The 15,936-nt window shown below is 58.3% G+C and carries 13 protein-coding genes; 11 read left to right on the forward strand and 2 right to left on the reverse strand.

Annotated features, from left to right (window positions below):
• Positions 1–86 precede the first annotated feature (86 nt).
• The gene (locus tag ACEN8R_RS11225; protein ID WP_495624876.1) at positions 87–1,973 is read left to right on the forward strand and encodes a sigma-54-dependent Fis family transcriptional regulator; all 1,887 of its coding nucleotides are present in this window, start codon (positions 87–89) and stop codon (positions 1,971–1,973) included.
• Between the two features lie 120 nt (positions 1,974–2,093).
• Here the strand turns inward: ACEN8R_RS11225 and ACEN8R_RS11230 are convergent, their stop codons facing one another.
• Complete coding sequence (locus ACEN8R_RS11230; RefSeq protein WP_349745801.1) at positions 2,094–3,659, reverse strand: carbohydrate porin; 1,566 nt, start codon at positions 3,657–3,659, stop codon at positions 2,094–2,096.
• 167 nt (positions 3,660–3,826) lie between these two features.
• On the opposite strand from ACEN8R_RS11230, the gene ACEN8R_RS11235 reads away from it, so the two are divergent.
• The 6 genes from ACEN8R_RS11235 to ACEN8R_RS11260 all read left to right on the forward strand — a co-directional run bounded on the left by ACEN8R_RS11235 (position 3,827) and on the right by ACEN8R_RS11260 (position 10,652).
• Positions 3,827–5,101, forward strand: a complete 1,275-nt coding sequence (locus tag ACEN8R_RS11235) for an ABC transporter substrate-binding protein (protein ID WP_495624877.1) — start codon at positions 3,827–3,829, stop codon at positions 5,099–5,101.
• 21 nt (positions 5,102–5,122) lie between these two features.
• A complete protein-coding gene (locus ACEN8R_RS11240; protein ID WP_086945640.1) occupies positions 5,123–6,085 on the forward strand; it encodes a carbohydrate ABC transporter permease in 963 nt (320 codons plus the stop codon).
• Entirely contained in the window at positions 6,082–6,924 is an 843-nt protein-coding gene (locus ACEN8R_RS11245) for a carbohydrate ABC transporter permease (protein ID WP_018928908.1), read from the forward strand. Before ACEN8R_RS11240 ends, ACEN8R_RS11245 begins: the two co-directional genes overlap by 4 nt.
• Before the next feature lie 27 nt (positions 6,925–6,951).
• Complete coding sequence (locus tag ACEN8R_RS11250) at positions 6,952–8,085, forward strand: ABC transporter ATP-binding protein (protein WP_495624878.1); 1,134 nt, start codon at positions 6,952–6,954, stop codon at positions 8,083–8,085.
• Entirely contained in the window at positions 8,082–9,584 is a 1,503-nt protein-coding gene (locus ACEN8R_RS11255) for a glycoside hydrolase family 32 protein (protein ID WP_495624879.1), read from the forward strand. The genes ACEN8R_RS11250 and ACEN8R_RS11255 overlap by 4 nt, the downstream gene beginning before the upstream one ends.
• A 75-nt stretch (positions 9,585–9,659) precedes the next feature.
• Positions 9,660–10,652, forward strand: a complete 993-nt coding sequence (locus ACEN8R_RS11260; RefSeq protein ID WP_019651691.1) for a LacI family DNA-binding transcriptional regulator — start codon at positions 9,660–9,662, stop codon at positions 10,650–10,652.
• Positions 10,653–10,689: 37 nt separating this feature from the next.
• Here the strand turns inward: ACEN8R_RS11260 and ACEN8R_RS11265 are convergent, their stop codons facing one another.
• Entirely contained in the window at positions 10,690–11,325 is a 636-nt protein-coding gene (locus ACEN8R_RS11265) for an FMN-binding negative transcriptional regulator (protein WP_495624880.1), read from the reverse strand.
• 129 nt (positions 11,326–11,454) lie between these two features.
• Here ACEN8R_RS11265 and pdxR point away from each other — a divergent pair, with 129 nt between their 5' ends.
• From pdxR to ACEN8R_RS11285, 4 genes are all read left to right on the forward strand, one after another.
• Positions 11,455–12,975: a MocR-like pyridoxine biosynthesis transcription factor PdxR gene (pdxR, locus tag ACEN8R_RS11270; protein WP_495624881.1), complete on the forward strand. Its 1,521-nt coding sequence runs from the start codon at positions 11,455–11,457 to the stop codon at positions 12,973–12,975.
• 496 nt (positions 12,976–13,471) lie between these two features.
• Positions 13,472–13,993, forward strand: a complete 522-nt coding sequence (gene rfaH, locus ACEN8R_RS11275) for a transcription/translation regulatory transformer protein RfaH (protein ID WP_495624882.1) — start codon at positions 13,472–13,474, stop codon at positions 13,991–13,993.
• 234 nt (positions 13,994–14,227) lie between these two features.
• On the forward strand, positions 14,228–15,388 hold the full coding sequence (locus ACEN8R_RS11280) for an outer membrane beta-barrel protein (protein ID WP_495624883.1): 1,161 nt from the start codon (positions 14,228–14,230) through the stop codon (positions 15,386–15,388).
• A 13-nt stretch (positions 15,389–15,401) separates the two neighbouring features.
• A complete protein-coding gene (locus tag ACEN8R_RS11285) occupies positions 15,402–15,935 on the forward strand; it encodes a polysaccharide biosynthesis/export family protein (protein WP_026286626.1) in 534 nt (177 codons plus the stop codon).
• Position 15,936 lies beyond the last annotated feature (1 nt).

The raw sequence follows: 15,936 nt of genomic DNA on the forward strand, positions 1-15,936 counted from the left end.
AGTGGGGTGAACCGATGCTTGTCGACCGTCCGTGAACGGCGCTTAATAGCCCGCACAACTAAAAGAAGATCGAACCGGAGGCCCTAATGCTTTCCGCACACTCGAAGGCGCATGTGGATTGCGTCAGCCGTGTTTTGAAGAACGCAGCGCACCTGCCGCAACTGCCCGTGCCGGACTTGATCCTGGATTCCTGGCGCCGTTCCATGGAGCAACACCACTTGGACCCTGGCTCATTACAAGGGCCGCGGATCCTGTCCCAGAACGTGCTGCAAGAGTGTCGAGAACGCTCCGAACTGTTCCTGCGCATCGCCAGCGAAGAAGTCGCCCGACTCCATGGTCGTGTGCGCGATGCCGACTACTGCGTGTTGCTCACCGATGCCCAGGGCCAGACCATCGACTATCGCGTGGAAACCTCCATCCGTAATGATTGCCGCAAAGCAGGCCTGTACCTGGGCACCTGCTGGTCAGAAGGTGAGGAAGGCACCTGCGGGGTGGCCGCGGTGCTGACCGCACGAACACCGGTTACGGTGCACAAGCGGGATCACTTCCGCGCGGCTTTTATCGGACTCACCTGCTCCGCCGCTCCGGTCTTTGACCCTCGGGGGGAACTGCTCGGGGTGCTCGATGTGTCTGCGGTGCGTTCGCCGGACGACCGTCGTTCGCAGCATCTGATCCGGCAAATGGTGGTGCAGAGCGCACGGGAAATAGAACAGGCGTTTTTCATGAACAGTGCCCAGGGTTACTGGGTGCTGCGGGCCCACAACAGCCCGGGCTACGTCGACAGCCAGCCCGACTACCTGCTCGCCTGGGACGACGACGGCCAACTGCAGGCACTCAACCCCGCGGCGCGGCAGTGGCTGTCGCAAAGTTTTGGTCACCTGCCGGACCACATCGGCCAAGTGTTCGATCAGCAGTTATTGCATCGCGCCAAAGACGAATCACTCTGCCTGTTTCACTGCCGGGGTGGCCGCCATGTCTTGCATGGGCGACTCAGCGCGCCACGGCAAGTGAAACGCAGCCCGGCTCGGCGGGTACTGTCACCCGCCGAACTCGACCCGCGACTGGAAGAAAGTTTGCGCCTTGCGGTTCGGGTCAAAGACCGTAATCTGCCGGTGCTGATCCACGGCGAAACCGGTTCCGGCAAGGAAGTCTTCGCCCGCCAGCTGCACCAGGCCAGTCTGCGCCGTGATCGACCTTTTATTGCGGTGAACTGCGCAGCGATTCCCGAAAACCTGATCGAAAGCGAGCTGTTTGGTTATGCAGCCGGCGCCTTCACCGGGGCTTCGAATAAAGGTATGCAAGGCCTGCTGGAACAGGCCGATGGCGGCACCCTGTTTCTCGATGAAATCGGTGATATGCCCCTGACCCTGCAAACCCGGCTACTGCGGGTTTTAGCCGAGGGCGAAGTGGCGCCCCTGGGAGCGTCAAGAAGCAAGGCGATAGACATTCAGGTGGTCTGCGCGAGCCACCGCGATCTGGAGGCCCTGGTCGCCTCTGGCGAGTTTCGCGAGGACCTGTACTTCCGCCTCAGTGGTGCGCGATTCCAATTGCCGCCGTTGCGCGAACGCAGTGATCGACTGGCATTGATCAACCGGATACTCGAGGAAGAATCATCGGCCTGCGCGACAGCGATGCAACTGGGAAGCACCGCACTGGAATGCCTGCTCGGCTATCGCTGGCCGGGTAATGTGCGCGAACTGCGGCACGTGTTGCGTTACGCCTGCGCCGTGTGCGAGTCCCAATTGATTCTGTTGAGTGACTTGCCTGAGCATCTGCCCGGCCGTCGACTCAATGATTCGGCTTCAGCTGACACCATGGAACGCTGCGTCAGTCCTGAACGCGAGGCACTCATCGATGCCCTCGTGCGTCATCGCTGGAAACCCACACCAGCGGCCAAGGCTTTGGGCATCTCCCGGGCAACGCTGTATCGACGGGTGCATCAACATGGCATCGACATGCCTGGCAGGGGCTGACCACGAGTTCATCCGGCGGCCCCGCTTAATGAGCGTTGGCCACCGGACAGCACAATGGACTTGCATCGATCACAGTATTGGTGAACGGCATCGAATAAATGTGGAAGCAAGCCCCGGCTATTAAAACCAGGTCTCCATCTGTATCCCGTATTGCCACACACCGCCGGCGTTGAAGTCGGTCTTGCCAAAGTTGTCTGTGGAGCTGTATCGGTCCAGGTCCGAAGACCAGTTCATGAAGCTGGCGAACACTCGCAACTCGGGGCGTGTGAGCAGGTCTCCAACGTCGGGTTTGAAGGTCGGGGCGATGGTGAATTTCCAGAAGTTGCCGTCCACCGCATTACGTTGCAGGTAACCCTTGGGGTCGAGGTTCATGGTTTGCCAGCTCATTTCGTAGGCCATCTCGAAATTGCTGTTGATTTCATTGGCCAACCGCATGTTCAGGGTCATCCAGCGGTAGTCGTCACCCTTGACGTAGCGATCCTTGCTTTGTTCGGCCAGCAGACTTGGACCGATGCGCCAGTGGGGTGCAATCGGTGTCTCGCCGTACAGCGCCAGGCGCAGCGCACGGGCGTCGTCGATCAGTTCGCCGTCCGAGCCGATGTTCTTGACCTCGGCCCCCAGCCCTTGCCCGTAGAGCAGCGCCGTCTTGAAGAAGCCTTCCCTGCCGAAAAAGTTTTTCTGATGATTTGCGATCATGCTGTGCAAGCCGGAGTCCGCAGGCTTCAGGCCCGCTTCATTGGTGCGAGTGCTAAAGTCGTTTTTCTTTGAGCCAATGCCATTGAACATCCACTGCCACTGACCATTATCGAAGAACTGGTTGGAGGTGAGGATGTAGCTTTCCACATCGGCATTGACACCGCCCTCACTGAAATCCCCGTAGTTACGCCCGATCAACGAGTAATTCGAGCGCCAGTTCTTGTTCATCTGCACGTCGTAGATACCACCCCCGGTGCCGGCCAGAAAGACGACGTCCGAGTCCAGCCAATGGATATCGAAGTTGTCCCTGTCGAATCGCTTGCCTGCCCACAGGGTGGCGTTCTCGAACGTCGAATTGCCCTTGAATGCGGCGAGATGATCGAGTTCCGTAAATACCTGGCGCACATTCAGGTTACTTTCGGCGGCCGTCCAGTCATTGGAGCTTTCCACTCCATCGGCGATGGAAACCGTGAATTTGGAATGGGTGCCGTTCTGCGCATAGGCTTCTTTCGACAGGTCTATACGCATGTAAGTATCGTCTTCATTACCCAGTCGCCCGACTGCACCACCGACTGAACCGGCAGGCGTTGTATAAGGACCGCCCCGCCCGCCCCCCAGGCCATCGTTGATCAGCAATCCGGAGCGGGCGTAGCCCTTGAAGCTGAACCCGTCGGTGAGGTGTCCGGTACTGCCCTCCTTCTCCAGGCTTTGCTGACGGGCTTCGAGTTTTGCCAACCGCGTATCCAAACTGGGCGCCGCAGTGGCGGTCGCAGTGGACGCAACAGGCTGCAAGGCGGGAGTGGACTGTTTGAGCTGCTGCAATTCCCTGGCGAGCGCCTGGGTTTGTTGTTCGGCGGCGGCTGCACGTTTTTCCGCAGCGCTGGCGCGGGCTTCAAACGCGGCCATGCGTTCTTCCAGAGTCGCGGCCTGAGCAGTGGCCGCCGAGGTGCCGAGTACGCCTGCGAGTAGCCAGCTTGATGCTTTCTGCATGGGGGATTTCCTGTTTTGTTTTTATTTTTTGTCCTGCGACCGGCCTTTTTTTTGTGAATTGTTAATTGTCAAAATCCACGAAAAAAAGGATGCCTCATCGCAAATACGCTGCTACATTTGGCGATGTTAACGTTAACTTTTCTAAAAACAAAAATAAAGAGGGCTTTATGAAACAGCTCAAATCACTCTTTCCAGCAGCACTGCTTGCCCTTTGCGCCGGGCTTCCATCCCTCTCCAGCGCAGCCAATCTGACGATTTCCTGCGGTGCGGTGGGCGCGGAATTACAACTGTGCAAAGAGGCCGTCGAGGCGTGGTCTCAACAGACCGGCAATCACGTCGAGGTGGTGTCCACGCCTAACTCGGCAACCGAGCGGTTGTCGTTCTATCAACAGATCCTCAGTGCGCAGTCCAGCGACATCGACATCATTCAGATCGACATGGTGTGGCCGGGGATGCTGGCCAAACATCTGCTGGATCTGCGCGAGGTGCTGCCCGCCGATGCAACCCAAGGCTACTTCCAGGCACAGGTGGACAACGCCACGGTGAACGGACGGCTGGTGACGATGCCGTGGTTCACCGACTCGGGCCTGCTGTATTACCGCAAGGACTTGCTCGAGAAATACAACAAGCAAGTCCCCCAGACTTGGGAGGAAATGACCGCTACCGCCAAGGATGTACAACAGGCCGAGCGCAATGCCGGCAACGCCAACGCCTGGGGGTACATCTTTCAAGGGCGTGCCTACGAAGGCCTGACGTGTAATGCGCTGGAATGGATCAGCAGCCAACCGGACGGCGGGCTGGTCAATCCACGAGGCGACATCGTGGTCAACAGCCAGGCCTCAAGAGCGGCGTTGACCCTGGCCAAAAGCTGGGTAGGCGACATCTCCCCGCGTGGCGTGCTCAATTACACCGAGGAAGAAGGACGCGGCGTATTCCAGTCGGGCAATGCGTTGTTCATGCGTAATTGGCCTTATGTCTGGGCCCTGGTGCAAAGCCAGGACAGTGCGGTAAAAGACAAGGTCGGGGTCGCTCCCCTGCCCCGCGGCGGCAGCACCGGCACCCATGCCTCCACCCTCGGCGGGTGGGGTTTGGCGGTATCGCGTTACAGCGCCAACCCGAAGCTTGCCGCCGAACTGGTGAGCTACCTGACCAGCGCTCAACAGCAAAAACATCGTGCGTTGATTGGCGCCTATAACCCGGTGATCGAGTCGCTCTACCAGGATCCCGAGTTGCTCGCGGCCATGCCTTATTACAGTCAGCTGCACAGCATTCTCAACGATGGCGTCATGCGCCCCGCTTCAATCACCGCTGCTCGTTATCCGCGGGTTTCCAATGCGTTCTTCGATCAAGTGCATGGCGTGCTGGCCGGCGAGTTGCCGGTCGATCAGGCGCTGACCGAACTGGAAGGCGAACTCACGCGCATCAAACACCGGAACTGGTAAGCCACAAGGAAGAAAATCACCATGTCTGTCTCTACTGCCCATGCTCCCTGTGACGAGCTCCTGCTCACCAGGGAAACGCCGGTACAGCGTCGCCGAGTGCGCGCTGCCTGGCTATTTCTGACGCCGATGTTGCTGTGTCTGGCCCTGGTGGCGGCCTGGCCGTTGCTGCGGACATTCTGGTTCAGCCTGACCGACGCCAACCTGGCGGACACCGCTGGCGGCACCTTCGTTGGCCTGAGCAATTATCTGTTCCACAACGGTTCCAGCTGGTCGGGCATCCTGGTCGATCCGCAATGGTGGAATGCAGTGCGCAACACCTTGCATTTCACCGTGGTGTCGGTGGGGCTGGAAGTCGTGCTGGGGCTGCTGGTGGCGTTGCTGCTGAACATCCAGTTCGCCGGCCGTTCCCTGGTGCGAGCGTTGATTCTGATTCCGTGGGCGATTCCGACCATTGTCTCGGCGAAGATCTGGTCATGGATGCTCAATGACCAGTTCGGCATCATCAATCACCTGATGCTCAGCCTCGGCCTGATTACCGCGCCTCTGGCCTGGACCGCAGATGCCGATCTGTCGATGTGGGCGGTGATTATCGTTGATGTCTGGAAGACCGTGCCGTTTGTCACCCTGCTGATGCTCGCCGCCTTGCAGATGTTGCCGAGTGACTGCTACGAAGCCGCCAGGGTTGATGGCATTCATCCACTGAAGGTGTTCTGGCGGGTCACACTGCCACTGCTGATGCCCGCGTTGCTGGTGGCGGCGATCTTCCGCATCCTCGACTCCCTGCGGGTGTTCGACGTGATTTATGTGCTGACCTCGAACTCATCGAGCACCATGAGCATGTCGGTCTACGCCCGCCAACACCTGGTGGAGTTCCAGGACGTCGGTTACGGCAGCGCCGCCTCGACCCTGCTGTTTCTGGTGGTTGCAGTGATCGCCATGCTTTATCTCTACCTCGGACGCCGTCAACTGGAGGTCCGGTCATGAGCCCTCGCCTACTGAAAAAAGCACTGTTGCGCTTCGGTTTCTGGTGCCTGATCGGGGTGTTGCTGCTGTATGCGGTGTTCCCTTTCTACTACGCCATCGTCACGTCGCTGAAGCCGTCCAGCGCCTTGTTCGAGGTGAGTTACTGGATCAAAAAACCCGACTTCTCCAATTACGCGGCGGTGCTTAACCAAGCCTCATTCCTGCGGGCTATCGGTAATTCACTGGTGGTCGCGCTTAGCGTAGTGACGCTGGCGCTGTTCCTCAGCCTGACCGCCGCTTATGCCTTGGGCCGGGTGAAATTCCGTGGGCGTGGCACGGTGTTGATGATGGTCCTTGGGGTGTCGATGTTTCCCCAGGTCGCGGTGCTATCGGGGCTGTTCGAGGTGATCCGTGCCTTGGGCCTGTACAACACGTCCTGGGCGTTGATTCTCAGCTACACGATTTTCACCCTGCCCTTCACCGTCTGGGTGCTGACCACGTTCATGGGTCAACTGCCCCATGAGCTGGAAGAAGCGGCAATCATGGATGGCGCCTCGCCCTGGGTCACGCTGACCCGGGTGCTGTTGCCGCTGCTCTGGCCCGCACTGGTCACCACTGGCTTGCTGGCTTTCATCGCGGCGTGGAACGAGTTCCTGTTTGCCCTGACTTTCACTCTCACCGACACCCAACGCACGGTGCCAGTGGCCATCGCCCTGATTTCCGGCGGCAGCCCCCATGAGTTGCCTTGGGGTTTGTTGATGGCGGCATCGGTGCTGGTCACCGTCCCACTGGTGATTCTGGTGCTGATCTTCCAGCGCCGAATCGTTTCCGGCCTCACTACCGGCGCGTTAAAGGGTTGATGCCCGACAACTACAAGGAACAGCATCGTGATCAAGTTGAAACTGGATAACGTGAACAAACAATTGGGCGGCGCGCGGATTCTGCGCGACGTCAACCTGGAGATCGCGGCGGGTGAGTTCGTGGTATTCGTCGGCCCTTCGGGCTGCGGAAAGTCGACCCTGCTGCGCCTGATCGCCGGACTGGATTCGATCTGCGCCGGCGACCTGCTGATCGACGGGCGTCGGGTCAACGACCTGGAGCCGCGCGAGCGTGGCGTCGGCATGGTATTTCAGTCTTATGCGCTGTACCCGCACATGAGCGTCTACGACAACATCAGTTTTGGTCTGAAGCTGGCCAAGACTGAAAAGACCAGCCTGCGCGAACGCGTGCTGAAAACCGCGCAAATCCTGCAATTGGACAAGCTGCTGCAACGCAAGCCAAAGGAATTGTCCGGTGGGCAGCGTCAGCGTGTAGCCATGGGCAGAGCCATGGCGCGGGAACCGGACATTCTGCTGTTCGATGAGCCGCTCTCCAACCTCGATGCGTCCTTGCGGGTGCAGATGCGCAACGAAATCGCCCGGCTGCATGCCCGGCTGGGCTCGACCATGATCTACGTCACCCACGATCAGGTTGAAGCGATGACCCTGGCCGACAAAATTGTCGTGCTCAATGGCGGTCGCGTCGAACAGGTCGGCTCACCGCGCGAACTCTATGAGCGCCCGGCCAGTCGCTTTGTCGCCGGCTTTCTCGGTTCACCCAGAATGAACTTTCTGCTGGCGCGCTTGCAGGCGCCGGGCGAAACCAGCCTGGTCGACAGCCCCGTGTTGGGAATGACGTCCCTGCCCTTCGACAGCTCGAACCTGGCGGCGGGCACGCTGCTGAGCCTGGGCATTCGCCCGGAACACGTGTCGCTCAAGTCAGCGGAAGGAGCCGCCGGCATCGTGGTGACCGCGGTCGAATACCTGGGCAGTGAAACTTATGTGCACCTCGAGACAGGTCAGGACGAGCCACTGATCAGTCGTTGTGAGGTCCACGCCGGATGGCAGGTGGGCGATCGGGTCGAGCTGCAGCTGGACATCGACAACCTGCACCTGTTCGACGCTGACGGCACAGCCTTGAAGCGTCACCCACATGCCATTGAAACCGTCCCTCTGCGCCCGGCACGAGCAGGCGCCCTATGACTTTGTCTTTGAATACCATGAGCGATCCAATGCCTGACTCCCTTGACCTTGCGCAACAGGCGCTGAGTGACGGCCTGTCTCGGGTCATCCACGATTACCGCCCCGGTTATCACATTGCCCCCCCGACAGGCTGGATGAACGACCCTAACGGGGTGGTGTACTTCCGTGGCGAGTATCACGTTTTCTATCAACACCACCCCTTTGACGCCAAGTGGGGCCCGATGTATTGGGGGCATGCCAAGAGCGCCGACCTGGTCCATTGGCAGCATCTGCCCATTGCCCTGGCGCCCGGCGATGACTTCGACCGCGACGGTTGTTTTTCCGGTAGCGCGGTAGTGTGTGGAGACACCCTGGCGCTGATCTACACCGGGCACACCTGGCTGAAGGACGTGGGTGATGAAAGCTCGATCCGTCAAGTCCAGTGCCTGGCCACCAGTGTCGACGGCATTCGCTTCGTCAAGCATGGCGCTGTCATCGACACCGCGCCGCAAGACTCGATCATGCATTTTCGTGACCCCAAGGTCTGGCAAGCGGACGACTATTGGTACCTGATTGCCGGCGCACGTCTGGGCGATCAACCGCTGCTGCCGCTGTATCGTTCCACCGATCTGCACACCTGGGAGTTCCTCGATTATGTTGCCAGCGGCAGCGAGGGCGATGGCTACATGTGGGAGTGCCCGGATCTGTTTCGCCTGAACGGGCGCGACGTGCTGCTGTACTCCCCTCAGGGCATGCAACCCCACGGTTACGAACGGCTCAACAAGTACCAGACCGGTTATCGAGTGGGCCAACTCGACAGCCAATGGCACTTCACCGGCGGGCCTTTTATCGAGCTGGATAACGGCCACGATTTCTATGCCGCGCAAACGCTGGTGGCCGCCGATGGTCGGCGCCTGGTGTGGGCGTGGCTCGACATGTGGGAAAGCCCGATGCCGAGCCAGGCCCATCACTGGTGCGGCATGCTCGGTTTGCCGCGCGAACTTGAACTGCATGACGATCGCCTTTGCGTGTATCCGGCACGGGAGTTCACCGCGCTGCGCGAGGCGCCATTGCCGAGTACGCCTTGGCGGGATGAGTCGGGAACCTGTTGGGTGCCGGAAGTGAATGGCGACCTGCTGGAAATCCATGTGCATCTGGATTTGCGCGGCTGCACCGACGGCCACCTGGGCATCGCCTTGCGCTGCAGCGACGATGGCCTTGAAGAAACCCTGCTCTATTACGATGCGGCATTACAGCGCCTGGTGCTGGACCGCAGCCGCTCGGGTGCGCAAGTCAGCGGCCAGCGCAGCGTGTCGATAGACCCGACACAAGAGCGACTGGAGCTGCGCGTGTTTCTCGATCGCTCGTCCATCGAGGTGTTCGACGAAAACGGCCGCTTCAGCCTCAGCAGTCGCCTCTATCCGCGGCCCGACAGTCTGGGCGTGAAGTTGTTTAACCACGGCAGTGGTGGGCGTGCATCGATTCCGAAGGCGTGGCCTCTCGCTTCAGGTTGGGTATGAGCGCTGTCATTCGAGTCGCGAGAAACCCGGGCCCTGTGTCATGATTCTGCGTCAACCTGACCGGGCTCGCCTCGCATGACTTCAGTGAAAGACGTTGCACAGCTGGCCGGCGTGTCCTTGATGACGGTTTCTCGAGCGCTCAACAACCCGGAAAAACTGAGCCCCGAAACCCTTCAGCGGGTGCGTCGCGCCATTGATGAACTGCAATTCGTACCGAGCCTGTCGGCGCGCAAGATGCGCGGCGACAACCTCCAGTCGCGCACCATCGGTGTGTTCGCGCTGGACACCGCGACCACACCGTTCGCGGTGGAGCTGCTGCTGTCCATCGAACAGACCGCGCAACAGGCCGGCTGGAATGTCTTCATCCTTAACCTGTTGAGCAACCCGCCCACTGACCAGAACATCGACCTGATGTTGTCGCACCGCCCCGACGGGCTGATTTTCAGCGCCATGGGCTTTCGCCACGTCAGCATTCCCGAGCGCTTGAAGAGCAAACCGCTGGTACTCGCCAATTGCCTGGCCGATGACAGTCGCCTGGTCAGTTACGTACCGGACGACGAAACGGGGCAGTATCGCGCCGTGCATCACGCGTTGAGCCAAGGCTATCGGCGCCCGCTGTGCATCAATCTGCCAAAACAGAGCCTGGCCTGGGGGCTGCGACAAGAAGGCCTCTTGCGCGCCTGTCAGGCATTCGGGCTGGCGCCTGACGCGCTTCTGCAATACGACCTTTCCGAGCATGACGCCTACGGTGAAACCGCAGCCATCCTCGACCGGCACATTGTTGAGGGTCGCCCACAATTCGACATTCTGATCTGCGGCAACGACCGGATTGCGTTTTGTGCCTATCAGCTGTTGTTGAGCCGAGGCCTGAAAATTCCCGGCGATGTCGCCGTGCTCGGCTACGACAACATGATCGGTATCGCCGAACTGTTCATCCCGCCGCTGACCACGGTGCAACTGCCGTACTACGAGATCGGTCGCCAGGCTGCCCGGCATCTGATCGAAGCCCTTGAGGTAGAGGGAGCCCAGCCGGTTGATTGTCCATTGGTGGTCAGGGCGTCGCTATGAGTGCGAGCGCCGCAGACCAGCCTGTGCACGAGGTGCCTCAGGATTCGGCATCGACACCCGCGAGCATTGCCTCTCCCAATACGATTTTCCCGCTGTCTTTAAGTGCCTGACCTGCACCACGGATGTCTCTCGCTTCCTTGTTCTGGCCCAGCTTGAATTTACCGACCAGGCGAGTGATCTCGATCTCTACCCCAACGATCGCTTTAAGCATCGAGGCGATGTAGTCCTTCGGGGCGTCCGTCATTTTCCACGGCTCGGGCTGGGACGACTCATGGGTTCGGGTCAGGAGCGCCACCAACCCACGGACATAGCGCTCATCATCGTGAAGGGTGATCCTCCCATGGGCGTGCACCACCTTGTAGTTCCAGGTCGGAACCTGCTTATGGGTTTCGTGCTTGCTCGGATACCAGGTGGGCGAGATGTAAGCCTCGGCACCGCGAAAAACCACCAAAACTTCGTCGCCATTTTTAACGTCTTGCCAGACCGGATTGGCGCGCGCGACGTGCGCCTGGAGAACACCGAACTGCCCCTGCGCAGCCTTCAACTCGAAAGGAATGTGGTTGGCATCCAGTCCGCTTTCACCGTTGGTAAACAAAATGCCCAGCGGGTGCTGCACGATCAGTTCATGAAGGGCTTCGGCGCGAAGCTCATCAAAATGGGCAGGTACGTACATATCAACTCCTTCAATCGTTCAAGGGTGGGGACAGCGCGCCAGTGGTGAGGTGGCCTTCGTGTGAATTGTGTGGATGAACTGGCCCATGGTATAGAGCCAATATCCAACATAATCACTGAGCCAGAATTGATGGCACGTAAAGCCAACGTTGTTGAAATTCCATCGCTGGGCACGCTGGATCGAACCGCCGGTCAATTGGGACGACAACTTGCTCAAGCGCTTAGGTCCGCGATCCGCAGGGGCGACCTCAAGCCTGGTGAGCTGCTGCCATCGACGCGCATTCTCGGCAAATCGCTGACGATTGCCCGAGGCACCGTTATCGAGGCCTTTGAGCAGTTGATCGCCGAGGGCTTCCTGGAATCCCAAGGCAGAGCAGGTACGCGGGTGGCCCGCTCTTTGGCAGATGCGTCGCCAACCACCCGGCAGGAGCAAGGTCGGCCCACCGAAGCCAGGTCGTGGACGCCCTCTTCCCGAATCGAACGGTTCGCTCAGGTGGCCCAGCAATTTAGAGCGGCTGCGCAGATTCCGTTCTCGGTCTCGGTGCCGATTGGCAAAGCGGCGCCTGACGATATCTGGCGTCGCCTTGGCAATCGCATCAGGGCGCGAGGGGCTGGAGCGCCCTCGGGATACGGCGATCCACAAGGTGCGCTTGAGTTACGGGAAGCGGTAGCGGATTACGTGCGCAAGTCACGCTCTGTGCGCTGTGAAGCGAGCCAGGTCATCATTACATCCGGCACGCAACAGGGCCTGTATCTCGCCTGTCAGGTGCTGCTCGATGTGGGGGATTTTGCGTGGGTGGAGGATCCGGCCTACCGGGGTATCACAGGAATTCTGGAAAGCGCAGGCCATACAAATCAAATGATCCGCGTCCCAGTTGATGCCGAGGGGCTGAATGTTGAAAACGGCATAGCGCAATGCCCCCAGGCACGAGCAGCCTTCGTGACCTCGTCACATCAATATCCACTCGGCATGCCAATGAGCATGGCCAGGCGCGATGCCTTGCTGGCATGGGCCCGGGCGTCCGATGCCTGGATCGTCGAGGACGATTACGACAGTGAACTGCGTTACGCCGGCCACCCTTTTCCATCCTTGCAGGGGCTGGACCCCGACCGGGTTATCTACCTGGGGACGTTCAGCAAAATACTGTTCCCCTCGTTACGACTCGGCTACGCAATCGTTCCGCCTTATCTGGTGCAAGCCTTCTGCGGTGCGCGGGTCCTGATGGATCGGCATCCCGCCAACGCCGATCAGCACGTACTCGCAGCATTCATCGCAGAAGGACATCTGGATCGGCACATCCGGCGAATTCGCGGCGTATACGCAGACATCCACAGGCAAATCATCGAGGCGGTTGCCAGGCTGATTCCTCGCGAACTTGCATGGCTGGAACCGAGCGATCAGGGTATGCATCTGGTGCTTTGGCTGGCGGAAGTTATCGACGATCAGTGGGTCGCCGCCAAAGCTTCCGAAGCTCAGGTATCGGTACGTGCCGTGTCGCCGATGTATGCCGGTGGCAATGGCCGTTCGGGATTGATTCTGGGCTTGGGCGGTTTCAGTGCCGAAGACATTGAATCCGCCACCAGGCGCCTTGCGCAGGTCATCACGTTGGCCGCGAACCCGTCGGCCGCAGGATCATGCCAATTGCCATAAAACATTTTTAAAACAATTAGCTGGACAACCTTAATAACTTATTGGACAGAAGGCTATATTTTTGACTAGTGACATTTGACAGGTCACCTTGAGTGATCAATACCTAACAGGGTCGACACCTGACAAAGGCGACGATCCAGTGGATGAATATCCATTGTCGACTGCATTGTAATTAAGGCTTACGAACGAAAGTACTTATTCTTATAGGGCCGAAGGTTCGGACCGTGCGGTAGCTTTGGCCATCGCAAAGTACCGGCGTCATTTCGTGCCCGAAGGCGATATCATGCACAGCGTTAAGTAAGGTTTACACATTCCACTTTAAAGCCCTGTGCCCCCCTTACCGTTTCCTGTGCGTTACATGCTTCATCATTGATACACCGTTTTAAAAGCTTAACACTTTCGCGACTTCCACAACCTCATTGCGTTCACTGGAAGGATAACGGCATTGCTGATACGCAACAGGCATGCTTAAACCAACGTTACGGAGCTTGCCAGTATGCTGACGACTACCCAAGCCTCTAACTGGTATCTTTTGCAGTGCAAGCCACGTCAGGACGAACGGGCAAAAATCAATTTATTGCGGCAAAACTATGTCATATTTTGCCCGCAAACCGTTAGCCAGCGCTGGATACATGGTAGCCCCCATCAATCCCTTGAGCCTCTCTTCCCGGGGTACCTTTTCATTCAGTTAGGCCGTGACGACAATTGGGCGCCTTTGCGCTCTACCCGTGGCGTCAGCCGAATCGTCGATTTTAATCACGGACCGGCAATGGTCCCCGACGATGTCATCGAACACTTGCAAGAGCGGTGCTATAAACCACCGGAAATTCTTGCACCTCACTCGTTCAAGCCCGGCGAAAAACTGCAAATAACCCGAGGGCCGCTGTCGACACTCGAAGGTATTTTCCTGACCATGTTAGGTGACGAGCGAGTGATGATCCTGCTTCACTTTCTAAATAGAGAACAGCCGGTTCGTATTCCACTGACTGATATTGAGCGAGCACACCTCCTTCTATAAGCTCTTATTCAACTTACTTCAACAACGAACTTAAACACACTCACCCAACTTTAAATTCAAACAAAGTTTTATGCCTTTTTTATTTCATGGATTGTTTCCAGGCGCGTGATTACTCACACTTACGGTCTCTATTCACATGAAGCAATCACTGACATCAGCCGATATTACATCGCGCACATTCGGCCCTGTTTTTCCGGTCTATAGTCATTGGATTCATCCCCAAGGAGCAATGAGATGACCTTTAAGACCCATGGCCCCTTCGCACTGATAGTGATCTCTCTATATCCCGGAGCGGCCTGGAGTCTCGACCCCCAGGCCATTAACATCTACGGATTCGACTTCACACCCACGTTGTTATTTTCAGAGAGCTACGATGACAACTTCCGGGAGCTGGATCGGGGACGTCAGTCTTCCATGGTGACCAAGGTGGCGCCCTCTTTCGAACTCAAGGCCGAAGATCGAAACAGTGCCACGCGACTTATCTGGCAGCCTACCCGCTACATTTATCATGATCATCCGGACGCCTCGAATACGGCACAACGTGTGCGGCTCGACAGCATCATGGAGTTCACCGACCGCCATCGCCTGAAACTTGAAGGGGAAGCGCGTAAATACGAGCGCACGACATCGACTGCTGTCGATGGCATCAATGACAAGATCCGCACTAATCGCGTCAATGGTCTCTATACCTACGGCGCCAAGAGCGCTGCCAATCAGATCGATCTGGGCGCAAGTTACGCTCAACTTCGTTACGACAACTCCGACGGCATCAATAAAGACAAAGAGCGCAATACCACCGGCCTGACCACCACCTGGTACCACCGTATAGGCAGTAATACCCGCGGCTTGCTGGAGTACGACCATACCGTCTTCGACTACCTGCTCTCCGACAGCCGTCTCAACAGCACGTCCAATGCGGTCCTGGCCGGTGCCGAGTGGGACTTCACCGCACGCACCACCGGCAAAGTACGCCTTGGTTATGAGCGCAAGAACTTTGATGACAGCAGTGTCAAAGACCTCAGTAACCCGACCTGGCAGGTGGACCTGCGATGGAAGCCACGAACCTACTCGACCTTTTCGTTCGTTGCTCGCCAGGCGCTGGCCGAGGGCGACGACGGTGCTGACGCCGTCAAGACCAGCTCTGCCCTGTTTGGCTGGCGTCATGGCTGGACCGAACGGATCACAACCGTGGCCGAAGCAGGGCTGGCCCGCTATGAGTACGAGGGGCAGAACCGCACCGACAACCTTCGCGACTACAACTTCGCCGTGGAATACCAGATGCGCCGCTGGCTGGATATCGAATTGGGCTATCGCCACCGCAACGACAATTCCGACGCCGACAACCATAGTTTTGAACGCAACATCTTCCTGCTCAGCTTCAACGTAAGTCTCTAAGAGGTTTCCCCCCATGAACTCGCGAATGCTTGCCTTGTTGTTCGTGCCGTGGCTGTTGCCCGTGACTTTTGCAGCGGACACCGGCGCCCAGTACAAACTGGCGGCCGGCGATGTATTGCGCATCACCGTATTCGGAGAACGGGATTTAAGCTTCGACAAAATCCGCCTCAATGACGCCGGTACATTTTCCTATCCGTTCCTGGGTGAGATCTCCGCCAAGGGGCTCACCCCCAATCAGGTGGAAAAGATCATCGTCGACGGGCTCAAGCAAGGTTACCTGGTCGACCCCAAGGTCAGCCTCAACCTGATCGTCTACCGCTCGTTCTACATCAATGGCGAAGTACAAAAGCCCGGCAGCTATCCATACGAGCCCGGGCTGACACTGGAAAAAGCCATTGCACTGGGCGGTGGCCTGACCGAACGGGCCTCGATCAAGCGAGTGACCATCGTGCGCGGCGATGGCTCACCACCATTGACCGATACGGTCACGCGCAGCACCGCCATCGCTCCCGGTGACACCATCTCCATTGCACAAGGCTTTTTCTAAA

Source organism: Pseudomonas sp. Pseusp15, from assembly GCF_059492165.1.